Raw genomic sequence first — 26,680 nt, forward strand, 5'->3', positions numbered from 1 at the left:
ATGATTTTCAGCTTTTATCTAAGGAATGGAAAAGAGCGTTGCACCGAGAGAGTGAAAAACGCCAATCTAGGCCGGTGAAATCAGGTTGAGGCCGATAACCCCGATTAAAATCAGCGCGATACATCCGATCTGTCTGATATCAAGCGTTTCGTGAAAAATCCATTGGCTGATGATTGTCATCACTGCCAATCCGCCGCCTGCCCAGACGGCATAAACGATGCCCATCGGAAGAGTTTTAAAGACGAAGGAAACGATCGTAAAGCAGATGAAATAACCAACGCAGGCCGTTACCAGCCACCATGGTTTATCAATACCATTTGCCAATCGTAAAGCTGTGGTGGCGGCTACTTCGAAAAAGACAGCAATAGCCAGCCCTGTCCAGCCTGTGAACATGATAGTCTCCTGAGAATATGGGCGGAAAGAATAGCGGGAAATGAGGTTTGAGTAAGCTGTTTTGTTAAACAAGCATTTTGTTTTTGATGATGGCTTGGAATGGAATAGTCGCTTTTTTGATCCTGTGTGAAGAAAAAACAGCCATTGTAAAGTTGATCGGATTTCTTTCTCTTTGAAAAATTATAGTAAATGAAGCAAAGCCTTCACCGGCAGCGGAAAGCGCTTGTTTTATTTTTGAATGTATAAATAAAGCATTTTTATAGAATAGCTTTGTAAAGATTGGCAGCTACTTGTGACCCGTGATGATATTCGAAAAGAGATCCCTTCTTTGGCGATTGTGGTGCCATGTTATAATGAAAGTGAAGCCTTTTCTTATTGCTTATCTCAATTGGGGCAATGCCTGTCTGATTTGATAGAAGAGAAGAAAATACAGCCGAACAGTTCTATTTTGTTTGTGGATGACGGTAGCCGTGACGATACATGGGATCAGATAAAGGCCGCAGTGCATGAAATTTCTTTTGTGCGTGGATTGAAATTATCCCGCAACAGAGGTCATCAAATCGCTTTAATGGCGGGGTTATCCCATGCAAAAACAGATATTACCGTCAGTATAGATGCCGATCTACAGGATGATATTCGCTGCATTCCGGTGATGGTCGAAAAATATATGCAAGGCAATGATATTGTTTATGGCGTGAGGAATGACCGCTCTAGCGATAGTTTCTTTAAACGAATGACGGCCAATAGCTTTTATTGGTTTATGGCTAAAATGGGCGTGCAACAGGTCGCTAATCATGCAGATTTTCGCCTTCTTAGCCGCCGTGCTTTGCAGGGGCTTTTGGCTTACAATGAGCAGAATTTATATATTCGCGGCATTGTTCCCCTTGTTGGCTATCCTTCTGATAAAGTTTTCTATTCGCGCAGTAGTCGCATTGCTGGTGAATCGAAATATCCATTTCGCAAGATGCTGGCCTTGGCGATTGAAGGTATTACTTCGTTAACGGTTGCCCCATTGCGGTTGATTTCTGTCTTGGGCTTTGCGGCTTGTTTTCTTTCCCTTTTGGGAAGCGTTTATGCTGTTTTTAGAAAATTTTGTGGTGAAGCTATCGAAGGATGGGCTTCGGTTGAAATTTCAATCTTTTTCTTAGGAGGCGTGCAGTTGCTTTGCCTTGGGGTGATTGGCGAATATATCGGTAAAATCTATATGGAAGTGAAACGGCGACCCAAATTTTTAATTCAGGAAGAAATTGGAAATTCTGACAAATCATAGCGCCTGTGACTGGGGCTATTGTTTTTTGAATGTTAGGGTGAAGGAAAAAGCCTTTGATGAGGCAAAAATCGAGAGTTTATTTTCTCTTATTGATCATTTTTGCATTGGGAAGTTTTGATGCGGTTGTTTTATGGATCGCTATCCATCCCCGCGTTTCCTCGGCATATCGTGGTTATTATCTTGAAAATACTTTGAGTGAAGAAGATTTTATCCGTCAGATGACAAAGGCGCATCCCGAAGGTTCTTCGCCAACAGATACACCCGATTCCAAACTGTGAAATCGGGTGTTTTTTTTGATTATATGAGCAGATGGGTATGGTGAAGCCAAAGCCCCATGCCCAAGAAATTGAATATCGCACAGAGAATCAAGACCAAAGTCAGTTTTTTTCTTTCGAGTTGCATAGCTTGGAAGGCTAAAAATTCGATAACCAGTGGATTAGAGAAAATATAACGCTCTACTGAAGTGAGGCCTGAACAGCATACAAGGATCAAAGTGCCTGCTGTTACCAGCATATTGAGCCGCCATTTTCTTGCACGCATCTTCCACAAGAGAAAAAGCGACATGAAGAAATAAAACAGAAAAATAATCTTGTTTTTATGGTGAATGTAATAGCTGATATTAAAGCTAGAGAATATGCCTGTTTTACCCCATGCTTTTTCAGCATGTGCAAAGGCAAGGCCATCTCCGGTGAGATGATATAAATAGAGAATAAAAAGAGATAAGCCTGCGCCGCCAGCGACAATAGTCAAAGGGCATAGTATATTTTCATTTGAGAAAATGTCTTTTTTCGACAGCAGGTTATTTTTCACATTGTCGAAAAATTTTGACAGCGACATGATGCAAGTAACAATAAAGCCTGTCGGTCGGCTAAAGCTAAGTAAAAATGATGAAATAGACGATAATAATAAATTATTATTGTAAGATCCTATTATTAATAAAATAAGAAAAAATCCATATGTGGATTCTGAATATTGAGAATGATACCATATGTTAAAAGGGTAAATCAGAAAAAATAGAGAAAATAAGAACGGGCTTATGCTGCCTATTCTTTGTAAAATATCTTTGTAGCTTAACGTTATTACAGCAGGCCACAAGAAAAGATTGATGATTAAGCCAGACCATTCAAAACTTAGATGCGAAAAATTGGCAAAAACTTTCGTTGCCCAAGGATAAAGGGGGAAAAATGCCCAATCGGCTTGGGCCAGCCTATTTTGATCATAAAGGCGGGGAAGGGCGCTGTAATTATAGGAGACAATTTCTTTATACCAGAAGCAGTCCCATTGGCAGGTGGCTGTTGCAAAAGAACTATGTGTGGGCGCTAATAAGCTGACCAATATTGTGTAAAAGATATTCAACAGAAAAACAGAAACAAACAAGGCGAATGTGTTTCTGTGTAAATATTTTTTAATGGCTTCAAGGGAAGATGACATAAATTAAGATACCTTATGTCTTTCATATAAATGTATTTGGAATTTACATCGAATAGCCATCGGGATGACGTATGCGCCAGTTTAAGGCGCTTTCTATAATATCATCCAGTTTAGAATATTGAGGCTGCCATCCGGTTTCTTTGCGCAATGTTGTGGAATCGGCGACCAAAATAGCCGGATCGCCTTTCCTGCGAGCGGCTGGATTCCATGGGATTTTTTTACCGCTTGCGCGTTCGACGCTTTCGATAACTTCCATGTTAGAATAGCCGCGTCCATTCCCGATATTATAGGTCACACTTCTGCGATCGAGTTGTTCAAGTACCCTGATATGGGCATCAGCAAGATCCATGACATGGACATAATCGCGGATACAGGTTCCGTCCTTTGTCGGATAATCTGTCCCGAATAATTCTAAGGCGGGTCTTCGCCCTAAAGCGGCATCAATAGTCAACGGGATTAGATGTGTTTCTGGGCGGTGATCTTCTCCGGCTCTTCCCAGCATATCTGCACCCGCCGCATTAAAATAGCGAAGGCGGGCGCTATGTAGGCCATAGAGTGTATCAGCCCAGTGTAAGACCCGTTCAATGATGAACTTACTTTCTCCGTAGGGTGATCCTGGATGAATCTCGGTTGCTTCGTGAATAGGGGTTGTTTGTGTATTGCCGCCGAACAGAGCGGCGGTTGATGAAAAAACAATCTTTTTCACGCCATTTTCTGCGCAAGCTTGAATGAGATTAACGGCTATACAGTAGTTATGTCTTAGATAATGAAACGGGTTTTTTATGCTGTCTCCGACGACGGAGAGAGCTGCAAAATGGAGCACACCATCCCAATGCTCTCGAGCGACAATTTCATATGTGGCTTCATAATTATTTAGATCGATTTGGTAGAAAGGAACGCCTGTAGGGATGGCTGCGCGGTGGCCGGTACTGAGATCATCTATGACGGTTACTTCGTGACCGCTATCAAGCAGTGCCAAAACAACATGGCTTCCGACAAAACCTGCTCCACCTGTGACGAGATAGCGCATAAAAGACTGTAACCTTTAAAGTAACAATGAAGAACCAATGAAATATTTGAAGGGAAGCTATCGGATGAATAGCCTTCTCTAATTATCCCGCTGCTATCAATTTTAAGGGGTTTTTAATAGCGTTTTGGTCGATTTGAAACCGATGATTAAGTGCTTTAGGAAATAAATTGTCTATTGAGGATGCTTTTGTTGATAATCATTATTTCGTTGTGGTTATGTTTTGAAGTCTATCGAGATATTGGTGCTTTATCCCCGCCCTGTGATGATGGGCGGGGATAGGCAGTTTAAATTCACTCAATGCGGGGTAGAATTAGCCTTCCAGTTGTTCGGCTAATTCGAGCCAGCGCATTTCGGCTTCTTCTTTTTCGGCTTTCAAGACTGCGATTTTATCGCTGAGCTTTGAAAATTCTTCAGGGTTCCGGCTGTATAAAGTTGGATCTGCCAGAGTGGTTTCATGGCTCTGGATTGTTTGCTCCATCTTTTCGATTTCAGCAGGGAGAAGGTCGTAAGCTCTTTGATCTTTATAGCTTAGTTTTACCTTGCCGGATTTTGGTGGGATGACCGCCTTTGTTGCCGTTTTTTCTTCGGCTTGGGGGGATGCTTTTCTGGTCGAGGCCAATCGGTCGGCGCGTTGTTTTTGCCAATCGGTATAGCCACCGGCCACGACATCAATAATGCCTGAGCCGTCCATGCCAAGAGTCATTGTTGCGACATTATCGAGAAATGCCCGATCATGGCTGACCAGAAGGACGGTGCCGCTATAATTGCTGATGACTTCTTGAAGTAGGTCGATCGTTTCAAGATCGAGATCATTGGTCGGTTCATCGAGAATAAGCAGGTTTGAGCGTTGCGCGAATTCGCGCGCCATCAAGAGCCGTGACCGTTCACCACCGGAGAGGGTCGAGACCTTGGCATCCAAGAGGGACGGGTCGAAAAGGAAATCTTTGAGATAACCGACGACATGCTTTTTCTGGTCGCCGATTTCGATCCATTCGCCACCATGCGCGATAACATCACGCAATGTTTTTTCAGGCGAGAGGGATGCCCGTTGTTGGTCGATAATGACCGCTTCCAAGGTGTCTGCTCGTTTGATGCTGCCGCTGTCTGGTTCGATTTCACCCATCAGGATTTTTAACAGGGTCGTTTTACCTGCCCCATTGGCACCGACAATACCAATCCGGTCGCCGCGCCGTATCCGGAGCGAGAAGTCTTTGATGACTTCGCGATCGCCGAAGCTTTTACTGATATGTTTGGCTTCAATGACGATTTTTGTACGGACGTCATTAGTATCAAGCGCTAATTTGGCCGTGCCTTCCATGCCGGTCATATTCTTGCGCTCTGCCCGCATTTCGACGAGTTTCGTCAATCGGCCTTGGTTCCGTTTCCGTCTGGCCGTGACGCCGCGTAGCAACCAATGCTCTTCGATTTTGAGCTTGGCATCCAGTTTTTCAGCTGCCCGTAATTCTTCGGCCTGAATTCTTTCCATCCATGCGTCAAAGCCACCGAAGCCAATTTCTGCCCGACGGATATCGCCGCGATCAAGCCACAGACATTGCCGCGTAAGGCGGGTTAAGAAGGCGCGATCATGACTGATAACGACAAAGGCACCTTTGAAGCGGTTCAGCCAGCTTTCCAGAAATTCGATAGCCGCAAGATCGAGATGGTTGGTCGGTTCATCCATCAAAAGCAGATCGGGTTCCATCGCCAAGGCGCGGGCAATAGCTGCCCGACGTTGTTCCCCACCGGAAGCAGATTGGGCATTACGGGCGAGGTCGACCCCGAGTTGATCTGCGATGGCTTCGATTTGGTAGCGAGGCGGGGCGTTATCCCCTGAAAAAGCATAGTCGCCCAAGGTTTCGAAGCCTTCGAAAGAGGGCGCTTGTTCCAGTAAGACCAGCTTTAATCCAGGTTGAATGCTGCGGCGGCCTTCATCCGGTTCAATAACGCCTGCCAATAATTTGAGCAGGGTCGTTTTACCCGCCCCGTTCCGGCCAATAAGCGCCAGACGATCACGAGGTTGGATATTGATATCAAGATGACGGAAGAGATATCCGGCGCCTTGGTTAACGCCGAGATTTTCAAAAGAGAGTAAAGGTGGAGCCATAGGTCGGTTATATAAAGGCAAAAAAGCCTGCCGTCATCCTTTATGCGGGCTGGCCTTGGGGACGGGCAAAATGATATTGTCTTTGTTATTTTTTAATAGAACGCAATATAGATAGAAAGTGTTAAGCATTTCCCGTTAATCGATAGGGATTATATCGCGGATAGATATTCATTCATTATTCAAAACTATCTCTTTATTAAAGAAGAATGCTTAAAATGAAATCTGCCACAGTTTTTTGCCTGTGGGCTGTTTTTTCCGGTGGCGTTATTTTGTCACCTGCAACAGCTCAGCAAAGAAAAGATCGGGATGTTGCACTGGCAGCTATCCGTAACGGTCAGATATTGTCATTGCATCAAATCGAAGAGAAAATCCTGCCCCGAATGAATGGATGCCGTTATTTGGGCCCTGAATTACATGATAACACGATTTATCGCCTGAAATTCATTCGCAATAATACGGTCATTTGGGTCGATGTCGATGGCCAGAGTGGCGAGGTGTTAAGTCGCACCGATTCCGATGGTGGTGATAGCGATTCCGATCAGCCTTATATGGGTGATCCTAGAAGGTAGTTGTTTATTCTATTCTGATTTTTGCCCTTTGGGGGCGATAATGGATGTAATCGTTTTATGGCATCCAGAAACACCTTTTTCCGATGAAATACGAAAAACGTCTCGAGCTTTTATTAGCTCAATTGGATCGCGATATATTTTGCTAGAATGGCGATTATTATTAGAGCACATGAAGTAATAAAGAAGGTTAATACAGGATGTTTTGTACCTGATAAATTCTTTAGTGTCGGTACCATTGTCAAATAACCAAGTACTATCATGGCAATGAAGCGAGGTGACCAAAAATGAGTTGATTCTTTTGTGGCTGTATTAACGATATTCATCAATAGCATGAAAATTAATGCCTGGTTTAATGGATATCTCTTATTTCGTGATTTGTGCTGTTGCCAAGATTTTTCCATTTTAAACTCCCCCTTCTGATTATGTTTTAAGATTGAGTTGCTGCCACTTAGTTCTAAGTTTTTAGTATAAGAATTAATAAATATAATGTAATTTATTAAAATGTTTTATTTTTGGTTATATTATTAATTTATAGTGATAATCTATGCGGGTAAATATAACCTACTGTAAAATATTCAAAGCGGTAAGAGAAATATAAAAGATATCGGTCTGTCGCGATATTGGATGTATTTAATCACCAATAGGAAAATGCCTTTAAAAGAAAGATGAGCTTTCTGTTCTGGAAAACAGCTTTCCTTTAAATCTTGGTTGATTACATAGCCCGTATTTCTGTTTTGAAATATTATGATTGATGTATAATTTTTTTGTCTGTTTTGAATTTGAATTATTTGCTCTGTCTATCTGAAATAACATCCATAGCTGTGTATTTTCTGGTTATTCCTCAGTATTTTAGGTGGCGTATTGCCGCATAAAGGATAATATGAACGGGCTATTTTTCGTTGCCTGATAGGAGCGGATCTCCTGACTGTCAGCAATCCGGACATTTTTCAGATCGGTAAAGCAATGTGGCTACAAAAAATTGATCTTAAAGACCCGTTGGTCGCAGCAGACATTTTGTCGTCCCGCCCGGGTTTTGCTTTTCTTGATAGTGCTATGCATCAGGAAAAATTGGGACGATATTCTTATGTCGCCGCCGATCCTTTTGCGCAATTAACGGTATATGGCAATCAAGCTTATTGGAATGGTTTGCCTGAAAAAGGCGATCCTTTGGATGTCTTGCAGCGCTATTTAATGCAATTTGCTTTTGATGAGACGGTCGAAAGGCATTTCCCGTTTCAAGGCGGCTGCATTGGCTATGTCGGATATGATTATGGTCGTTGCCTTGAGGTGATTAAGGACTATCCTGAAAAACAGGATAAAGAACCCGATATCAGTTTTTGTTTTTATGATGTTGTGCTGGCCTTTGATCATGTGACGGGTGAAAGCTATCTGTTTTCGTCTGGATTTCCTGAGAAAAAACCGGAAAAGCGCGCTGTTCGCGCTAAAAAGCGCCTGAACCAGTTTTATGACTGGTTATTTTCGCCATCAAACAAGACGCCTGTAGTTGAAAAACCGGTGATACCGTCTTTGAAATGGCAATCGAATTTCACCAAAGAACGTTATTGTCAGGCGATAGAAACCGTTAAAAATTATATTCGCCAAGGCGATATTTATCAGGCCAATATTGCCCAAAGCTTTTCAACCGAAATTCCTGATGATTTTCAGGCATGGCCTTTCTATCGCCAGTTGCGGCATATCAATCCGGCAACCTTTGGGGCTTATTTGTCTTGGGGTGATGAAGTGATTGCTTCGGCTTCACCGGAGCGCTTTGTTTTGTTGCAGGATAATCATGTTGAAACGCGTCCCATTAAAGGGACGTCCCGTCGGTCATCTGATCCCGAAGAAGATAGGTTGGCCGCCGAAGAATTGCTGCATTCCGACAAAGACCGTGCCGAAAATATCATGATTGTCGATTTGCTGCGGAATGATTTGTCACGCGTCTGCACCGCAGATTCTGTCGATGTCACAGGTCTTTGCCGTTTAGAAAGCTATGCCGGTGTGCATCACTTGGTTTCGGTTGTGACCGGAGAATTGCGGCCTGAAAATTCAGCGAGCGATCTTTTAAGAGCCTGTTTCCCCGGTGGATCGATTACGGGTGCACCGAAAATTCGGGCAATGGAAATCATTGCGGAAATCGAAAAGTTGGCACGAGGCGTTTATTGCGGTTCAATCGGCTACATCGATTTTGGCGGTAATCTCGATTTCAACATTGCGATAAGAACCGTCACCTTATCGCATAATAAAGCTGTTTTCCAAGTAGGCGGTGGCATCACTCTGCTGTCCGATCCCGAAGCCGAATATACGGAGACCCTGACGAAGGCCGCTAAAATTTTTGAAAGTTTTGGCACCTCTGTTTCTGAAATAGCCTGACAAGGAAAGGGGTTATTCGATGCTTTTGATGATTGATAATTACGACTCTTTTGTTGTTAATCTGGCGCGATATTGTGAAAGGCTGGGGCGGGAAGTCCGATTATTCCGCCATGATAAAATTACGCTGGATGATATCGAGCAGATGGCACCTAAGGCGATTATTCTTTCGCCGGGGCCTTGTTCGCCGGAAGAAGCCGGTATTTCTTTAGAGGTTCTTCGGCAATTTTCCGGGCAAATACCGATTTTGGGTGTTTGTCTTGGTCATCAATGTATTGGAACCGCTTTTGGTGGCGTGATTGCTCGCGCTCGTTATCCCTTACATGGACATGCGGTAGAAATTAGCCATGTGGGAGAACGTCTGTTCAAGGATATTCCTGATCCCTTCAAAGCGGCGCGCTATAATTCGTTGATTATCCAGAAAACCGAAGAGATGGAAAAGCATCTGACAATTGATGCGGTATCGCCCGAAGGTGAGATTATGGCTTTATCGCATAAAAGCCACCCAACCTATGGGATACAATTTCATCCTGAATCTATTCTGACCGAATATGGCAATTCTATTTTAGCCAATTTTTTTGATCTGGAGGAGGCATTCTATGCCCGTATGGCTAAACGGCGCATTAGCGCATAATGCCACCGCAGAATTTAACCTGAATGATAAAGGGTTACTTCTGGGATATGGAATTTTCGACACGGCTTTGGTGATTAATGAGAAAGTCGCTTATCGCCCAGCGCATCTTGAGAAATTAGCAGCAAGCTGTGCCGCCCTTTCTTTGCCGGTCGATCCTACGCGTTTTAGCGATATTATGGACGAAGCCGTTCGTGACCTTGATTTGGGCGTGTTGCGTATAACCGTGACCGGAGGCGTGGGACCAAGGGGGATGGCCTTTAGCCCAGAAGCCCAGCCCAATATTATTGTTTCCGCTGCCCCGCTTGCACCGACGGTATTTTGTCCTGAAATTCGGCTGACTTTGACGCCTGTGCGCCGGAACGAGACGTCTTTTACAGCACGTATCAAAACCCTGAATTATCTTGATGCTATTATGGCCGTGACCGAAGCCCATAATAAAGGTTTCGAAGATGCGCTGTTTTTAAATATGGCGGGTCATGTTGCCTGTGGCAGCACTGGCAATATTTTTATGGTCCGCGATGGCGGTTTGATTACCCCGCCCATTAGTGACGGCATTTTAGCGGGTGTTATGCGCGCCAATGTTATCCGTTTGGCAAAGGCGCGTAATATTCCAGTTGAAGAACGTTCAATCTCTTATAGCGAGCTGTTGGAAGCGGATGATGTGTTTTTAACCAATAGTTTGCGGGTGGTGAGTCAGGTCACCCAGATCGGGGATGTCATGATACCTCGTCGATCAAGTGCGTTGATTGCTTTGCTTGAATCGCTTGTTTTTGAAGAGATCAATTATTGCAGAGGAAAAGAGATAGATTAGTTATATATTACAATTTTAGATAATATATTTCTTTATTTTATCTTTTTTGAAAATTTTAATTATTTTTTCCTAAAAGAAAGTGATAGGTGGAATTATCTTCTTTCTTAATATTACCTTTGGGTAAATTTTAAACTTTACCTTTTTGTAAACTTTGTGGTAAAAGCTTTTCAGGGATAAGGAATCAGCGTTTTATGCTCTCAATTTCGCAATCAACCGGTTATGCTGTTCTTGCGCTATCTGCGATCCATGCAGATGGCGAAAAGCTCACCATGGCTCGTGACATTGCCGAAAAAGCGAATATTCCGCGCCCTTATCTGACAAAGATTTTAGGTCGCTTGCAAGATGCCGGACTTATTACCGCCAAGCGTGGACAGAATGGTGGTTTACGTTTGAACCGTCCGCCGGAATCTATTTCTGTTTTAGAAATTGTGAGGGCTATTGACGGTCAAGACTGGGGCTGTGGCTGTTTTTTGGGCTTGCCGGGATGTTCGGATGAGCATCCTTGCCCGATGCATAGCTTTTGGCTGAAAACCCGTCCGGTTATTGAGCAGCAGTTGGAAAATCTGACCTTGGATAAAGCCAGACATTTTGCCGATGCTGGCTGGAAATTCCGCTCTGACAAAAGCTGAAGATCCGTTTTCCTGACCTCGAATCTTTTCTGCATTGATGGGTAGGTTACGAAGAGGTTAATGCCATGCTATGTTTTCAGTGTGAACAAACGCACAGCGGCACCGGCTGTGTTATTCGGGGTGTATGTAGTAAAACACCCGAAGTCGCAGCTATTCAGGATTTGCTGATTCTGGCGTCTTCCGGTCTGGCTTATGTCGCCAAAAAATTGCCTGACAGCTATGAAGTCGAGCAGAAAAAAGCGGCTTCTATGATTACGCAAGCGTTGTTTTCAACGGTAACCAATGTCAATTTCGATGCCGATATTTTATGCGACGCACTTTATCATTTGGTTGATTTCCGTGACGCATTAAAAGCCAAGCTTCCAGAAAATATTGATCTTCCTTTGGCGGCTACGCTCGATTTTTCCCATGATCGCGAGGCCTTAGTCAAGCAGGGGGAGTTCTATGGCATTGAAAGTCGTCAAAAAGCCCTTGGTCAGGATATCAGCGGTCTACAGGAACTTCTGACCTATGGCATGAAAGGCATGGCGGCCTATGCCCATCACGCAGCCGTTCTTGATTATCGAGATGCCGATGTCGATAATTTCCTGTTGGAAGGGATGGCAGCCTTAACCGACCATGATTTAGATGCGAATGCTTTATTAGCCGTCGTGATGCGTTGTGGTGAGGCTTCTTATAAAACGCTGGCTTTATTGGATAATGCCAATACTTCCTCCTTTGGGCATCCGGTGCCGACCACGGTTAAAATGGGCCCATCCAAGGGCAAGGCTATTTTGGTGTCTGGGCATGACTTGCTCGATATGAAAGAGCTGTTGGAGCAAACCAAAGATACCGGTATAAAAATATATACCCATGGCGAGATGTTGCCTGCCCATGGTTATCCCGAATTGAATAAATATCCCCATCTGGCTGGTCATTATGGTGGCGCATGGATGCGGCAACGGCAGGAATTTATCAATTTCCCAGGCCCGATTGTCATGACCACCAATTGTTTGATGGAACCGAGAAAAGAATATGCGGGTCGTGTCTTTACCCGTGACTTGGTTGGTTGGCCCGGTTTGAGCCATCTTCCCGATCGTGATTTCTCGAAGGTCATTGAGGCGGCGCTTGAAAGCGAAGGCTTTACCGAAGATCAGGATAGCCGTTCCCATATCACCGGATTTGGTCATCAGACGGTTTTGAATTCTGCCGATGTTGTCGTTTCCGCAATCAAAAAGGGCGATATCAAGCATTTCATGCTGGTCGGCGGTTGCGACGGTATCAAGAGCGGTCGCCATTATTTTACCGATATTGCCGAAAAAGCACCAAAAGATTGGGTTATCCTGACATTGGGTTGTGGTAAATTCCGCGTGACTGATCTTGATCTCGGTGAAATTGGTGGATTGCCCCGCCTTTTGGATATGGGGCAGTGCAATGATAGCTATTCAGCTATTCGTGTGGCGTTGGCCTTGGCAGATGTCTTTGAGACTGATGTGAACAGCTTGCCCTTGTCACTTGTATTGTCATGGTATGAGCAAAAAGCGGTCTGTGTTTTATTGGCGCTTTTGCATTTGGGCGTGAAGGGTATCCGTTTAGGCCCGACGCTTCCGGCTTTCATCACGCCGAATATTCTGAAAATTTTGGTAGATAACTTCGATATTAAGCCAATCGGAGCTTCTGCTGAAGATGACTTGCAGGAAATTATGGCTGCCAAAGCCGCTTGATACGATCTGTTTTGGATTTGCAATAAAGGAAGAGGGGAGCCAAGGCTTCCCTCTTCTGTATGGGACGTTTGTGCGGGCTGTTTTAAGAAATGCGATTATAGACGCTGCGCAAATTTTAGCGTGAATGCTGGGGTATTTTTCTTATGGTAGCGTGTTCTTGAATGAAATTTGCGTCGTAGAAGCTTAAATTCAGTTATATAAAGGCATTATCTTAAAAAACTTGTTTCCTGATAAAAGGTTATTTCTGTAATCCTCTCGGGAATCATTTGGGAGGCCAGAAAATGAAAACCGAAATTCCATATTACAATCCTGAATTAAGTTATGAAGATAACTATAAAGAGGGCCCTTTTGGCTATTTCGCAGACATTGTTGAAAAGCCCAATCCTGATTTTGTGGTTCCGGTAAAAGAGACGGTTTCTTTTCTGGGTTGTCCGGTTGATTTACCTTTCGGTATTCCAGCAGGCCCGTTGTTGAATAGCCGCTATATCAAGGCGGCCTTCCATGCAGGTTTTGATCTTTGTGTTTACAAGACGGTCAGAACGCAAGAGCATAAAAGTCACCCTTTGCCGAATGTTCTGGCCATTCATCCCGAAGACGGATTGAGTGCCGATTGTGAACCCGTATTGGCCGACACCCGTTATACGCAGCCTTTATCCATTACCAATTCCTTTGGTGTGCCTTCCTTTAATCCAGAAATCTGGCAGCCGGATATGGAAGAGGCCGTAAAGAGCGCTTCTGCTCATCAGGTTATGATCGGTAGTTTCCAAGGCACGCGCGGCAAGGGCAAAATCGAGGAAGATTACGCCTTGGCTGCCCGTATGGTCGCAGAAACGGGTGCTCCTGTTTTGGAAGCGAATTTGAGTTGCCCCAATGAAGGGGTAAATAGTCTTTTATGTTTTGATGCGGCGTTGGTTCAGAAGATTGTTGAAGCCATTAAAAATGCCGTGCCGGATCGTCCTTTGCTGATTAAAACCGCTTATTTTAAAGACAATAAAAAGCTGGAAGAGCTGGTCGATAAGGTTGGTCATTTGGTCAATGGATTTAGCACCATCAATACTTTGAGTGCGCGTCCGTTGGATGAAAAAGGTCAGCCAGCTTTGTCTGCCAATCGTCCCGAAGGCGGCGTCTGTGGTGATGCTATCCGTTGGGCAGGTTCGGAAATGGTGCAGCGTTTGGCAAAGTTCCGTCAGGAAAAAGATCTCGATTATGCCATTGTCGGGGTTGGCGGCGTGAATAAGCCAGAGCATTACAAAGCCTATATCGAGGCAGGCGCCAACGCTGTGATGACGGCTACTGGATCTATGTGGAATCCGCATTTGGCAGAAGAAACCAAGAAGTTTTTGGCATAAGTGAGAAATTCAGCTTTGGCCTTGAGTAAGGCTTTAGCCGTTTATTTCACGTGAAACAAAGGAGGCAGTGCCGTAAAGGGGCTGCCTTTGTTGTGTAGGGTCTTCTATGATTTTATTCAGGATAGGATGTAAGCCTAGGTCGTTTTTAGTCGGTTTGATGTTTTAGAGAAGTCAGGGCAAGAATGGCGCTTATTTTGTCTTGAAAAAGTGATTGCAGGAATAGCCATGAGGGGCGTCTTTCCTGTATGATTTGGAAATGGATGACTTTTTCAATTCTGTAGAGAAGCCTTCGGTTTTTGATGGCGAAGGGCAACCTGTGACCAAAGATAGACCTTTGGCAGATATTTTGCGTCCTAAGCAGTTGAACGACGTTATCGGGCAAGAACATGTTACCGGAAAAAACGGTATTATTGGCCGGATGGTCGCAGCGGGACGATTGTCATCCATGATTTTATGGGGCCCGCCCGGAACCGGAAAAACCAGCATTGCCCGATTATTGGCAGAGCAGGTTGATATGCGCTTCGAGATGGCTTCAGCCATTTTTTCGGGTGTCGCCGATCTCAAAAAGATTTTTCATCAGGCCGAAAATAACCGGAGAGCAGGGCATCAGACCTTGCTTTTTATTGATGAGATTCATCGTTTTAATAAAGGCCAGCAAGACAGCTTTTTGCCTTATATTGAAGGCGGCACTTTTGTTTTAGTCGGGGCAACGACTGAAAATCCGTCTTTTGCTTTGAATGCCGCGTTATTGTCCCGTGCCCAAGTCGTGACGTTAAATCGTCTGGATGAAAAGGCTTTGGCATTGTTGTTGAAAAGGGCAGAACAGAGTTCTGGTTGTTCTTTGCCTGTCGATAAAGATGCCAGAAAAGCTTTGATCGCTTCGGCGGATGGGGATGGGCGATTTTTGCTTAATCAGGCTGAAATTTTGTTTTCGATGAAGCTTGAAAACAAATTATCGACCTCAGATTTGGCGCAGATTCTGCAAAAGAGAATGGCGATTTATGACAAGGATCGTGACGGCCATTATAATTTAATATCGGCGCTTCATAAATCTGTTCGGGGGTCAGACCCACAGGCTGCGCTTTATTATTTATCGCGGATGTTGGTGGCCGGAGAAGACCCGCTCTATCTGTTGCGTCGTCTGACCCGTATGGCCAATGAAGAAGTCGGTTTGGCTGATCCCCGTGCGATGGAGCAATGTATTGCGGCAAAGGAAACTTATCAGCTTTTAGGGGCACCTGAAGGGGAATTGGCGATTGCCCAAGCTTGTGTCTATGTCGCGACTGCCCCGAAATCGAATGCGATTTATAAAGCCTATAATCAGGCGATGAAGCTGGCCAAAGAAAGTGGGTCAGTGATGCCGCCATCGAATATTTTGAATGCCCCCACCGATTTGATGAAAAAACAAGGCTATGGGGAAGGGTATCATTATGACCATGATATGCCGGATGCCTTTTCTGGCGATAATTACTGGCCAGATAAATTGCCAAAGGTAGAGCTTTATACGCCAACCATGCGTGGGCATGAGAAACGGATTGCCGAGCGATTGGCCTATTGGGATGAGCTGCGGAAAAAGAGAAAGTCATCGAAGTAAAAGATAACGGGAAGAATTTATCCGTTTTTTGAAGAAATCAGAGCCGCTTTAAGATGGGGATATGATGTATGCTGTAAATTAAAGCTTGGGTTTTACGGAACAAAAATGGCTAAATTTACTTATAACTCTTAATAGATAAGGCTTTTGTCGAGTGCATTTTTTGGCAGAGGCTCTCAAAAATTAAGGGGTGCTTATTATGTCCCATGAAAAGTTGGAAGTGTCTGTCGGAATAAGACATCGTATGGCCGCGGAAATTATGGATCATATGAATTATATGGTCGATGATCCTGAACAGCCTTCCATCAAGCCGACCAATGCGATCGAGCATATCTTTTTATATGAAGATAGCGGGTCGGTCATTGCCGAGATTCCTTTAATCTTTAAGGGAGAGGCGGGGCGCGTGCTTTTTGATGTATCGAATAACCGACTTCTCCATAGCGATATCAAGCATAGCCAGTTGAAAGAGATCATTGCTCATAAGCTGCCTGATTTCAGAGAAGAGCTTTTGGAATATTTTAGCGAAAACTGATGCGTTATTTGAGCTGGAAGTTGGGCAAGGCCTTTAAGAGGTTGTCTGGCTTCCGGTAGGCTGCGTTTAATGTCGCGATAGTGATTTTGGTAGGCTCGTTTCGTTTTTCGAAAAAGACAGCCGAAATGTTTCACGTGAAATAGAAATCGCGTGACCTTTGTAAAAGATTTGTATGAAGGCGCGTGGTTGGTAAGCGTTGAGCGGGGTTTGTAGATTATTGCCGTCTGATATCGATTTATAGCAGGGCGCTTGTATAGGTTATCTGCTCATCTGTTTTGTAGTCGGGCTGTAATCATTATACAGCCCATTTGGGGATGTTAGGAAGCTGTTCCTGTTGTCCAGCCTAGCGTTGGAAGCGTAATGCTGCGCCGTCCTCCGAAGTCCGTTCTGATCGTGATGATGCCTTTATCTTCCATATAGCCGATCAGGCGTCTTGCGCGTCCCGATGAGCGCGTACCGTAGATGCGGGCAATCATATCATCATCAGGGCAGGGCGCGTTGTCCTTCGCGGTTTTTGCCAAGAAGAGAAAGACCGCTTGAATATCCTCTTCCAGAATAGCGGCGGTTTTGAGTGCCGGTTGCCAAAGGTCATCTTCTAGATCGTCGCTGGTCAGACCTGCTTTTGCCATAGCCAGTCTTTTAGTGAAGGCGGTTAAGTCTAATGGCGGCGTTGATAGGCCATGCATCCGGCAGCCGATCGTAAATTCAGGATAAAGCAGATTGGGCTGGCGATAGGCATTTTCTTCTTCTGCGACGATGCTAGAAAGCAATGCGTCGATCAGCGCTTCTTTCTGGCTGTTATCCACCGGATTTTCGGCGGCCTGTTCAGCGGCGATCTTTGCCTCCTCTTCCTTTTCTTTTTGCAGCAAATCCATCAGCTGACTGGATGAAGGGGGCGGTGGTGGTTCAGGAGAGGCCAAGGGTAACGCGGGCTCTTCTGGTTCCGAAAAGAGAAGGTCTTCGGGATTGCCGTGTTTGCTATCCGGAAGCGGCATCAGTTTGAAACCGCCAGTTCGGCTTTTGGTTTCGACTTCACCAATTTTGACCGCGACAGGGCGGCGGCAAAGCGCAGGACCTAACGCCAAAAAATGACCGCGTTCGAGATCGCGGATGCTTTCTGCTTGTCTTCTGTCCATACCGAGAAGGTCGGCTGCCCGTGCCATGTCGATATCGAGGAAGGTGCGTCCCATTAAAAAATTGGAGGCTTCTGCGGCGACATTCTTAGCAAGCTTGGCTAGTCGTTGCGTGGCGATAACACCGGCAAGACCGCGTTTTCGACCACGACACATCAGGTTCGTCATGGCGGCCAGTGACAAGCGGCGTGCATCATCAGAGACTTCACCTGCTTGGGCAGGGGCAAATATTTGGGCTTCATCAACGACGACAATAGCCGGATACCAATGATCGCGCGGGGCATCGAATAGCGTTGCCAGAAACCATGCTGCGCATTTCATTTGATTATCGACGTCCAGCCCTTCGAGATTAAGGACAACTGAAACGCGATGTTCCCGAATACGCTGTGCCAGAACGCGGATTTCGGCTTCATTATAGGCAGCTGCCTCAACCGCGACATGATTAAATCGGTCTGCCAAAGTGACGAAGTCGCCTTCGGGATCAATGACGATCTGTTGAACGAAACGGGCGCTTTTTTCTAGCATCCGTCTCAGCAGATGGGATTTACCGGAACCGGAGTTGCCCTGAACCAGCAATCTTGTCGCCAGCAATTCTTCGAGATCCATCGGGACAACCTGTCCTTTTGAATCTTTTCCCATGTCGATCATCACAGTCATGCGGCATCTTTGAGCAAGGCTTGTCCTTTTCTGCAAGGGCAGATCGGTAAAAAACAGATGAATGAAGCAATAAATGAGGAAAGGATCAGAACCTTTCCTTATTTATGGTCGGTAGAATGAAGATTAATTGGCTACGGCGGCAATTTTGCCATCTACGGCACGACGGGCATCTTCTGGTGCGAGAGCCACCAATACGCCACGTTGTCCGCCATTGATAAAGATTTTTTCAGCCTGAAAAGCGGATTCATCGAAAATAACCGGAACGCGTTTTTTCTGACCGAAAGGGCTGATGCCGCCAACATGATAGCCCGTCATCCGTTCGGCATCGACGGGTTTAATCATATTGGCAGATTTCCCCCCTGCGGCGGCAGCCAGTTTTTTCATTGAAACTTCGTGATTGACCTGCACGACAACGCAGACCGGCTTGCCATCGACTTCGGTCATCAGGGTTTTGTAAACGATCTCGGCTGGTTGCTGGAGCGCTTCTGCGGCCTGTAATCCAGCGGCTTGCGCATTAGGATCATATTCATAAGGATGAACGGTAAAAGCAATGCCTGCCTTTGCAAGAAAAGCCGTTCCACGTGTTTTCTTAGTCATATTTTCAAATAACCTGTTCTCTTTTTATCGAAAAGAGCTGAAATGAAAATCAGAAAATCCTGAATAAATAGGGCGGTATCCCGCTGTGAAGCTATTCAGAATTTTGGTCTATCGATAGATAATAGAGCGGTTTTGATCTTATATCAAACAAGGCCATGTCGATATGGTGAATGACAGAGAAAAACGGGATTGGGTAAAGGTATGAGATCGGCCATCTGAATACATCAAAGGCGTATTATTGCTCGACCCAGAAGATGGCTTTGGGTTTTGTGAGGATGTTTAAATTTTTAGGGAATGAAGCTGCTGTGTGAGTGGTTATTGTCAGCAGCCAAAAGAAAATCTGGAGGCCCGAGCCGGAATCGAACCGGCGTGCGAGGATTTGCAGTCCCCTACGTCACCACTCCGCCATCGAGCCACCTCAAGCGCAAATGCTCGGATTTTTGGCTTTCGTCAACCATAATTTTCAAAAAAATGTATAATATTTTTTTAAAAATTATATGAAATTTTCAATAAGTATTTGTTTTTAAACGTTTTTGTGATAAAGCTGCATATCTTAATGCTTTTAGCCATAGCCCATATACTTGTGACGTTTTTTAGTTAAATTTTAGGCCAGCTGTCTCAAATGTAAATTGTTGGTTGCCAGATTCATAAAATGGCGCTTCTATAATCATTTTTTTAGAATTTTTTATTTGTTTCAAAAATGAGTTTGCAGATTCAATAAAAGATACATTACTTTCTCCATCAGCAGAACTTGAGCATGAAAATTTTTGAATGGGTTTATTGTCAAATTTTACTGAAAAAAATGTTCTTGAGAAGGAATTACAGAGTATTTGTCCGGAATCTACTGAAAATAATATGTTTAACCCGTCTTGAGGTCTTCTTCTGATCATAATATGAGCATAGGATGTACCATATGGAAATGAAAAATCTACATTATTTATACTAGTGATTGATGCGAAATGAGAGATGGTTCCACGCATTTCATCTTTATTTTCACTGTAAACCCATGGTGAAGATTCTATTTTTTATCATTAGAATTTTGTGTAACTTCTACTTTATTAGAATTTCCTGTGTTTTTTTCTGAAACGCTTTCATCTTTTTTAGATGCTGCTTCTCTGTTGCTTATAAAAGCTCCATACAAAAAGAATATACCGATAGTAGCTGCTAGGAATTGACCTCTGCTTACGCCTTTAATGTAAGGAAAAAGTATACCTGCAAAACAGAATAAAATAATTATTGTGAAAATAAAATGAGTCATGATGAATCTCAAAAGTTACTCTTTGAGTATCATATAAAAATATTTAAATAAATAAATGGAATTTTCGATATTTTGATTTTTTGTTGGCATTACTTCCGCACACTTAATTTTTTAAAGTTAAATGTTATTAACAAAAGGCTTTTGAAAAAGTTTGAATTTCTAATCCCTGCGCATACACAGGATATAAATGCATGGGTTCAGGCTTTAAAAAAATAGCCCATATGCGACATGACATACGGGCTATTCTTTAGAGTTATGAGATAAAATTTTTTGAAACAGGTTTATCCGTTATTGTCGGACGCAGGTGCCTGTTTTTGAAGATTTGTGAAATAGGATAGCGGTATAGACCGCAAGCGATGATTCAGGACATAGGCCAATCGGACACCCGCTTTTTTCAGCTGAAGCGTTGCCACTTTTTGTGCCGCAGAGTCATAGCCTGAAGAGACCGGAATAGGTGGCCGTGACGCATCGCATCCGGCAGGGGGATGGAAGCTGTAGGCGTAGCGTTTACCTAGCTGGAAGCTTTCCATTGCCCATTGTTTGCTATTGCCGAGAGCCCAAGATTTTTTATCTGCGGGCGTAATGTCTTTGGCGAGGCTGTCTGCTAGATGCTGGGGATCTGGGTCAATTTCTTTGACCACATAGGTATCCCAATAGCTGTGAAGATTGAGCGATTTGGTATTGTTGACTGTGATTTTGACACAGTTACCACCGCGATCATCATGGTCAGCAGCATGTAAGGGCTGATGCAAGTCACCGACGAAATGGAGCACATATTTCAGCGCCAAGACCCGATCGGCAACCGAGGTGTCTTTGCTGGAAAGCTGTCTTTCGAAGCGATCGAGCTGGCTGATTACACAAGGTTGCGCCCCGCCATTGCTGGCTGGGTTAGCTCGGTCAGCAGCGGCTGAACAAGCGGAGACAACATTGGGATGGTCGATTTCGATATCGATGAAATGCCAAGGTTCAGTTTCACCATGACCCGCCGAACGCCATTTATCCGCCCATGTGGCACGGGACATTAAATCCGGTTGCGTCAAAGTGTCTTGATCCATGGCGAGCAGGGCATCGACCTTTTTACGGGTGGTTGGGGTCATGTATTTCCATGCCAAAGCCGCAATGGCTTCATGGCCTTCCATGCCCCAAGCATGTGCCGTTTGTGGCAAAGCCAGCATAGCGGTGATCGCTATGCTGGCTCCCTGAAACCATTTTCGTGTCTTAAATTGGATTGTCATCAGGAATTAATTATCCATATGCTATCAAATTATTAGAACCCGGTGCTGATCGAGAACATTGCCGAGAACGGCGATGCGATACCATAAGTAGGTGATGATCCTTTGATGGTCTGACCATCGACCGACTTCACGTAATTCGCATTGGTCGTAATACCAGAAGCGTAGTTCAGATAATGTTTGTTGGCGATGTTCGAAATATTGAACTTGATGGTCGGGCTTTTCAGACCACCCCAGCTCTTGAAGCGGTAACCACCACCGACATTCATGCGGACATAAGAGGGAACCTCTTCGTCGTTCATGAAGGTCGAGTATTGCGAACCGACATATTTCAAGCTGAAGTTACCAAAGATATGACCATTATCGTAGTCTAAACCAAAGCCAACCTGATATCTTGGCGTTTGCGGTGCAAATTTGCCCTTTGTCGGCAGAACAGCAGAAACGCCAGAAGCCGAAGCGAACAGATTACTTTTGGTGCGGGCATTAATATATTCACCAGAAACATACGGGCGGATATTATAGATAGCGCGCGTTCCGATTTCGAAATCGACACCATTGGTTGTCTGGTTACCACCATTGATATTCGTTGAATAATAAGAGGTGGGGTTGTTCGGATCGATAACGGTCTGTGAGAACAGACGGTTATGGAAGTCGTAATGGAAATAGGTAAGAGACGTATTGATCAGCTTACCCTGATAACGCCAACCGAATTCTTCCGAGATCGTCGTTTCCGGTTTTAATCCCGTGGAGGCTTTATTGCTGTAGCCGCTGCCTGCATAATAGGCACCCGAGTCATAAAGCGAGGTGTTCATCGGGGCGCGGAAATTGGTCGCAACCGAGAAGAACAACTGATGTTCGCTATTGATTTTGAAACGGACAGAACCCGTTGGTAATACCGAGCGATAGGTCTGGTTAATTTTCTCACCCGTTGATGTATCGGGAAGATAGTTGCGACCGTCTCTTTTGATGATCGAATATTTGACACCGGCGTCGATGGTCAATCGATTGTTCAAAAGCGAGATACTGTCACCGATAAAGGGCGTGTTAACCATCGTGCGGGTCATCGTATCGCGGTATTCTGCGGTCTTGCCATTGGCTAAGACAACGCTGGCACCGCCACCCCATTTATCCTTGGGAGAGCCATCATCGTTAAGTAAAGTGTAAGGCGCTGTTTGGCGTTGGGTCGAGTATTCAAACCAGTAACCGACCATCAAGCGGTTAATACCAGAAGTCCAAGTCCACTTCGTTACCGCACCAGGGCGATAGGTTTTTGTAATGGACGGTTCGTAAAGCAGCGTCTGACCATAATTTTGTCCATTGACGGTTCCGCTCATCGTTTGGGAACCATAGGACATTTTGTTCATGTCCTGCCAATAGGCACCACCGCCGTTACCGTTACCATACCAGAAGTAAGGCGTTTCGGTCAGCACCATATTATGTCCGAGGTTGATCCGCGTTGGTGCACTGACATAAAGATTGGTGAAGGGGTTAGGATGTAATTTATAGTAAGTCGTATTGGCTTTTGTATTGCCGGTATAAACCGAGCTGTAAACCGTATTGGCTGTGCCGGAAACAGGGCCACCCATGACACCCGTGCCATATTGTTTCCAAGAAGCCATGTTCACGCTGGGCGTGTTATAGTTGTCGAGGTTATTGCCGACGACGACAAGAGAAGCGCGGTTATCCTTGCCCCATTCCTTGACGACCTTCATTTCGCCGTGAAGTTTCTTTTCCGTACCGGGACCTCGCCATAAATCTTCATGGGTATCCGAGAAGGAGAAATAGGCGCGCGTGCCAGAGTTACCAATTTCACCGGTATCGAAACGGGCAAAACCACGGAAGGTATTATACGAACCGTAGGTGAAGTTGGCGCGACCACCCATTTTTTTGGTCGGGTCGATCATATACATGTTGACGACACCACCAGCGGCGCTGATCGTCGGGCTGTCAAGATCGGCTGAACCCTGAGCCACTTGAATGGTGGACAAGTTTTCAGAGTCAACGATTTCCTGCGGATAAACCGCGTAGCTGCCAATATCGTTGAGCGGGAAACCTTCCAAGGTGTAACCCATGGAAGCTTCGTTCATACCACGAACCGACGTATGACCACCCGTCAAACCCATCGGATCGGAGTCCGCCGTATTCACACCCGGCAACAAAGCGATCAACTGCATCGGGTTAAGACCCGGTGTCTGTTTTTCGATATAGTCACGGGTAATGGTGGATTTGGATTTCGGTGCGTCTTCTTTGATCATCAGACCGCCGCCGATGCCACGTCTGGTAACACCATCAGCATAAGAACGACCGACAACCACGATGCTTTTTTCATCCGTTGGCGCCGTCTGGCCAATCATGCTTGGACGGTTTTTATCTTCGTCAGGCGTGCTGTCGGAGACAACGTGATGATGACCGGAGGTGCTTTTGTCAGCGGCTGGCTGAGATGACACCGTATTTTGCGCCATAGCGCCCGAGACACAGAGGGACGAATATAAAATCACCCAATGTAATCTGGACTGCCGAAATGACAAAAAAGGCTTCGTTTTATTCGGCGAAAGATTTTTCATCCCGTCCCCCCTCAAGATATATTCCCCAATCCTGCTAAGATAAAATGATGACTGTATTGTTACAGTGAAAAGTTTGATAATTGCTCGTTAAGAGCGGTCATATAGAAGAAAAGCTACAATATTATGTCAGTCCATTGGGTGGTCTTTCATATTGAATATAGCTTTTCGATGGAGCGTTGATGGTGGGATATGCTGCTCATATTCTGCCAAATGACAGGCCATATTCCGGCGGTACTGCCTGAAAAAAGAGCTTTCCCCTTGCTTTCATCTCCATCTTTCAAAATGGAAAATTACAACAACGCTTTTCCCCCCGTTTAATAAAATATTAGCCGCCTAATATTGGAATTAGCGGCCTGCCTGTTCGATTTTGCATTGCAGATCATCGGGTGCACCGGCTGATGAGCGGGCTTTGTCGAGTTCTTTCTTTGCAAGTTCGAGATCATGTCTGAAACGTTCATCGCCATGTAGAGCGGCGACTTCACCAGAGGCCAGAATATAGCCTGCCTGCACATCGCTGACCCAATGGGCGCCGCAGACGATGCGGCTGCTGCCGTAAATTTGACCCCGTTGCAGAATACTGCCCGCATGGTCTGGCATTAATTCAGCGAGAATAAGCGCAACCGTCCAGCCCATCGTGGTATGGCCTGAAGGATAGGAGCCTTGTTTGCCCAGTCCTTCACGGTCTTTTTCTGTGCAGATGGGTGAATCATTCCCGACGAAAGGCCGTTTCCGGTTCCAGTTATTCTTGGTGACACCGATATCGTCATATTCGGTATGCAAAGCACGCTTTAATACACCAGCCAAAAGAGGCAGTTTGCCGGGTTCAAGCTTTATACCGGCGGCACAGGCATAGTCATTCAGAATAGCGGCAAGCCGAGTATCGGCATCTTGGGTTGCCAATGCCCAGCGGGGACCGCCTTTTAATTGGCGGGTCGTTTGAAAAACTTGATCATCATGCGCTTGTTGTAAGCTACCGGCTGCGGGCGGTGGCGGAAGATAAAGGAGTGGATCGCTGTGGAATTTATACGTTGCTTTTGGTTCGGTATTGCCTGTTTTCGCAAATGAACTTTGGGATAGACCACCTGCCATAACTGCAGAGGTTAGCGCGATCATACACATGAACCGCGGGACTTTTATCATGACGTCTATCTTTCCTAAGATTAAATTATGGCAGATGAGTTTTGAAAACAGCGTTTATTACCCTTAGAAATAAACAATTATCCAGTTCAAGAATTTTATTCTATTTCTAAGGATTTAATTAAAATTATAAAATACCCTGTGGCTATAATAATACAATTACGTGTTGTGCGGATCTATTGTTTGGAAGCCATAAGTTTCATAATGGGGAATGACCTTACCATTTTTGACTTTGACGACCATGAAGCCTTCCGGTGTGCCATAGCGAGTACCATGCCACCAGTTACCGCAGACCGAACCACCGGTAATGTAAGGCACGCCATGCCATTCGATCCGTTCAACAACATGGGTATGCCCCTGAAATACGCCGATGACATTGTAATGGTCGAATAATTCCAGAATATCCGCAGCATTGATGACGGATAAGGAATGATGCTTCATTTTATTGAGGGGGATCGACGCGTAATCAATCGCGTTCATGATCGGAATATGGCTGGATACGATAATCGGAGTGCCAGCTGGTTGGGCTGCGAGGTCACGGGATAACCAGTTGAATTGCGCTGGATCAATGCGCCCTTCATAAGAACGGTCTTCGGTAATGCCGATTGAATCCAGAATGACAAAATGGACGCCTTTGTGGTCAAAGGAATAATAGATCTGTCCGAAATTATCTTCGAAGTATTTTTTACCGTAAAATGGATCGGTGGGCTGCGCACCGCTTTCTTTATAAATGCCAAAGCAGTCATGGTTGCCCATGGTATGATGAACCGGCATTCTCAGATCATCGGCCGTTTTGTGATAAAGATCAGCCAACATGGATGCGCGACCCGCATTAACACCGAGAGCATCGAAAACATGATCGCCACCGTGAATGGCGAAATCAGCCGGAAAGCTGCGCGCTTTTATGAACGCTTCATGGCAGCCTTGGGCACCGTTCAATTCGGGTTCGAGATGGGTGTCGGTGATAAACAGAAAAGAGAAAGATTCGTGGTCACGTAATGGGGGGCGATTGGGAACACCAGCATGAAGGCGGGTCGTTGTGGTCGCAGCTGCCGCCAAAGTTGCGCCGGCAGAGAGTGACAGGAAGGAACGGCGGTTAAAATGAAGCATAGAATCTACCTTATTTCCTGATTGACCCGCAAAGATGCCGGTTTTTTATTATCTTGAATAATTTGGGAGAAATATTTGCCCGATATGCCGGTTCTGGCGATTAGATCGCCCGTAATGCCGTTGGCACAAAGCTTTTCCATCCTACTTGTTCAAGCCCCCCGCTCCAAGAAAGATTTTATGCGATTAGAATAGAAACATGACCGTATTATTACAGCCTGTCGTTTCTTTAATACTAATTTTTGAAAAGAATGTAAGAATTTTTAGCGGCGATGGCTTGTCAGACGATAACTAATTGTCTTTGTTGTGGATTATGCACCACAAGCAGGTTTTAAGTTAAAGATATTTGACGATTTTAGCGGCCGTCACAATAGGGGCATTTGTTACAATCAGGGCTGTTTTTTCTAGAGCGGGTTTTTGCGATCTGCGAAAGAGCCTTTATAGAAATGATAGGGCGGAATGCTTTAAAAAATATAGTTGTGGTGATGTTGTCTTTGCCAATTTAAAATATGGTTGTGTGATTTTCATTTGATTTTGTAAAATATGCGGTGGTCATGAAAAGAATAGTTTTCTTGCTTGTTA

At 44.9% G+C, this 26,680-nt stretch carries 24 protein-coding genes and 1 tRNA gene; 11 read left to right on the plus strand and 14 right to left on the minus strand.

Translation table 11 applies throughout. From position 1 onward, the window contains the following. Window positions 1-66: 66 nt before the first annotated feature. Entirely contained in the window at window positions 67-393 is a 327-nt protein-coding gene (locus tag FBY58_RS00900; RefSeq protein ID WP_141919044.1) for a multidrug efflux SMR transporter, read from the minus strand. 292 nt (window positions 394-685) lie between these two features. On the opposite strand from FBY58_RS00900, the gene FBY58_RS00905 reads away from it, so the two are divergent. Together FBY58_RS00905 and FBY58_RS00910 are read left to right on the plus strand one after the other, a co-directional pair. Beyond that, window positions 686-1,663, plus strand: coding sequence for a glycosyltransferase family 2 protein (locus tag FBY58_RS00905; RefSeq protein ID WP_141919046.1), 978 nt, complete (start codon window positions 686-688; stop codon window positions 1,661-1,663). A 56-nt stretch (window positions 1,664-1,719) separates the two neighbouring features. Next, window positions 1,720-1,941, plus strand: a complete 222-nt coding sequence (locus FBY58_RS00910; protein WP_141919048.1) for a hypothetical protein — start codon at window positions 1,720-1,722, stop codon at window positions 1,939-1,941. Window positions 1,942-1,960: 19 nt separating this feature from the next. On the opposite strand, the gene FBY58_RS00915 is transcribed toward FBY58_RS00910, so the two are convergent. From FBY58_RS00915 to FBY58_RS00925, 3 genes are all read right to left on the minus strand, one after another. After that, window positions 1,961-3,094, minus strand: a complete 1,134-nt coding sequence (locus FBY58_RS00915) for a hypothetical protein (protein WP_141919050.1) — start codon at window positions 3,092-3,094, stop codon at window positions 1,961-1,963. Between the two features lie 43 nt (window positions 3,095-3,137). Next, window positions 3,138-4,124 (minus strand): UDP-glucose 4-epimerase GalE, encoded by a 987-nt coding sequence (galE, locus tag FBY58_RS00920; RefSeq protein WP_141919052.1) that lies wholly within the window; start codon window positions 4,122-4,124, stop codon window positions 3,138-3,140. A 310-nt stretch (window positions 4,125-4,434) separates the two neighbouring features. Continuing rightward, a complete protein-coding gene (locus FBY58_RS00925) occupies window positions 4,435-6,228 on the minus strand; it encodes an ABC-F family ATP-binding cassette domain-containing protein (RefSeq protein ID WP_141919054.1) in 1,794 nt (597 codons plus the stop codon). A 215-nt stretch (window positions 6,229-6,443) separates the two neighbouring features. Here FBY58_RS00925 and FBY58_RS00930 point away from each other — a divergent pair, with 215 nt between their 5' ends. The 9 genes from FBY58_RS00930 (at window position 6,444) to FBY58_RS00970 (ending at window position 16,413) form a co-directional block, all read left to right on the plus strand. Next, on the plus strand, window positions 6,444-6,797 hold the full coding sequence (locus FBY58_RS00930) for a PepSY domain-containing protein (protein ID WP_141919056.1): 354 nt from the start codon (window positions 6,444-6,446) through the stop codon (window positions 6,795-6,797). A 963-nt stretch (window positions 6,798-7,760) separates the two neighbouring features. Beyond that, complete coding sequence (gene pabB / locus FBY58_RS00935; protein ID WP_141919058.1) at window positions 7,761-9,167, plus strand: aminodeoxychorismate synthase component I; 1,407 nt, start codon at window positions 7,761-7,763, stop codon at window positions 9,165-9,167. 19 nt (window positions 9,168-9,186) lie between these two features. Then, window positions 9,187-9,798 (plus strand): aminodeoxychorismate/anthranilate synthase component II, encoded by a 612-nt coding sequence (locus tag FBY58_RS00940; protein WP_141919060.1) that lies wholly within the window; start codon window positions 9,187-9,189, stop codon window positions 9,796-9,798. Continuing rightward, a complete protein-coding gene (locus tag FBY58_RS00945; protein WP_141919062.1) occupies window positions 9,764-10,609 on the plus strand; it encodes an aminotransferase class IV in 846 nt (281 codons plus the stop codon). The genes FBY58_RS00940 and FBY58_RS00945 overlap by 35 nt, the downstream gene beginning before the upstream one ends. 191 nt (window positions 10,610-10,800) lie before the next feature. Continuing rightward, window positions 10,801-11,238: an Rrf2 family transcriptional regulator gene (locus tag FBY58_RS00950; RefSeq protein ID WP_141919064.1), complete on the plus strand. Its 438-nt coding sequence runs from the start codon at window positions 10,801-10,803 to the stop codon at window positions 11,236-11,238. A gap of 65 nt (window positions 11,239-11,303) precedes the next feature. Continuing rightward, entirely contained in the window at window positions 11,304-12,941 is a 1,638-nt protein-coding gene (gene hcp, locus FBY58_RS00955) for a hydroxylamine reductase (RefSeq protein ID WP_141919067.1), read from the plus strand. A 281-nt stretch (window positions 12,942-13,222) separates the two neighbouring features. Continuing rightward, on the plus strand, window positions 13,223-14,290 hold the full coding sequence (locus tag FBY58_RS00960; RefSeq protein ID WP_141919069.1) for a tRNA-dihydrouridine synthase: 1,068 nt from the start codon (window positions 13,223-13,225) through the stop codon (window positions 14,288-14,290). Between the two features lie 256 nt (window positions 14,291-14,546). Further along, window positions 14,547-15,884 (plus strand): replication-associated recombination protein A, encoded by a 1,338-nt coding sequence (locus tag FBY58_RS00965; protein WP_141919071.1) that lies wholly within the window; start codon window positions 14,547-14,549, stop codon window positions 15,882-15,884. Between the two features lie 196 nt (window positions 15,885-16,080). After that, entirely contained in the window at window positions 16,081-16,413 is a 333-nt protein-coding gene (locus tag FBY58_RS00970; RefSeq protein WP_185738160.1) for a hypothetical protein, read from the plus strand. Window positions 16,414-16,730: 317 nt separating this feature from the next. Here the strand turns inward: FBY58_RS00970 and FBY58_RS00975 are convergent, their stop codons facing one another. The 10 genes from FBY58_RS00975 to FBY58_RS09420 form a co-directional block, all read right to left on the minus strand. Then, window positions 16,731-18,203: an ATP-binding protein gene (locus FBY58_RS00975; protein ID WP_185738161.1), complete on the minus strand. Its 1,473-nt coding sequence runs from the start codon at window positions 18,201-18,203 to the stop codon at window positions 16,731-16,733. Window positions 18,204-18,326: 123 nt separating this feature from the next. Then, window positions 18,327-18,800 (minus strand): Cys-tRNA(Pro) deacylase, encoded by a 474-nt coding sequence (gene ybaK / locus FBY58_RS00980; protein ID WP_141919075.1) that lies wholly within the window; start codon window positions 18,798-18,800, stop codon window positions 18,327-18,329. 341 nt (window positions 18,801-19,141) lie between these two features. Then, window positions 19,142-19,215 (minus strand) — tRNA-Cys (locus FBY58_RS00985). Between the two features lie 178 nt (window positions 19,216-19,393). Continuing rightward, window positions 19,394-19,780, minus strand: coding sequence for a hypothetical protein (locus FBY58_RS00990; protein ID WP_141919077.1), 387 nt, complete (start codon window positions 19,778-19,780; stop codon window positions 19,394-19,396). A gap of 38 nt (window positions 19,781-19,818) precedes the next feature. Beyond that, a complete protein-coding gene (locus FBY58_RS00995) occupies window positions 19,819-20,058 on the minus strand; it encodes a hypothetical protein (protein WP_141919079.1) in 240 nt (79 codons plus the stop codon). A 281-nt stretch (window positions 20,059-20,339) separates the two neighbouring features. Next, on the minus strand, window positions 20,340-21,293 hold the full coding sequence (locus FBY58_RS01000; protein ID WP_141919081.1) for a S1/P1 nuclease: 954 nt from the start codon (window positions 21,291-21,293) through the stop codon (window positions 20,340-20,342). A gap of 32 nt (window positions 21,294-21,325) precedes the next feature. Further along, complete coding sequence (locus FBY58_RS01005; protein WP_141919083.1) at window positions 21,326-23,854, minus strand: TonB-dependent receptor; 2,529 nt, start codon at window positions 23,852-23,854, stop codon at window positions 21,326-21,328. A gap of 345 nt (window positions 23,855-24,199) precedes the next feature. Next, complete coding sequence (locus FBY58_RS01010) at window positions 24,200-24,994, minus strand: phosphatase PAP2 family protein (protein ID WP_141919085.1); 795 nt, start codon at window positions 24,992-24,994, stop codon at window positions 24,200-24,202. Between the two features lie 156 nt (window positions 24,995-25,150). Further along, window positions 25,151-26,101: a metallophosphoesterase gene (locus tag FBY58_RS01015; RefSeq protein WP_141919086.1), complete on the minus strand. Its 951-nt coding sequence runs from the start codon at window positions 26,099-26,101 to the stop codon at window positions 25,151-25,153. Between the two features lie 5 nt (window positions 26,102-26,106). Further along, window positions 26,107-26,241, minus strand: coding sequence for a hypothetical protein (locus FBY58_RS09420; RefSeq protein WP_260431997.1), 135 nt, complete (start codon window positions 26,239-26,241; stop codon window positions 26,107-26,109). Window positions 26,242-26,680: the final 439 nt, after the last annotated feature.

Source organism: Zymomonas mobilis (assembly GCF_006715975.1).
Classification (GTDB): domain Bacteria; phylum Pseudomonadota; class Alphaproteobacteria; order Sphingomonadales; family Sphingomonadaceae; genus Zymomonas; species Zymomonas mobilis_B.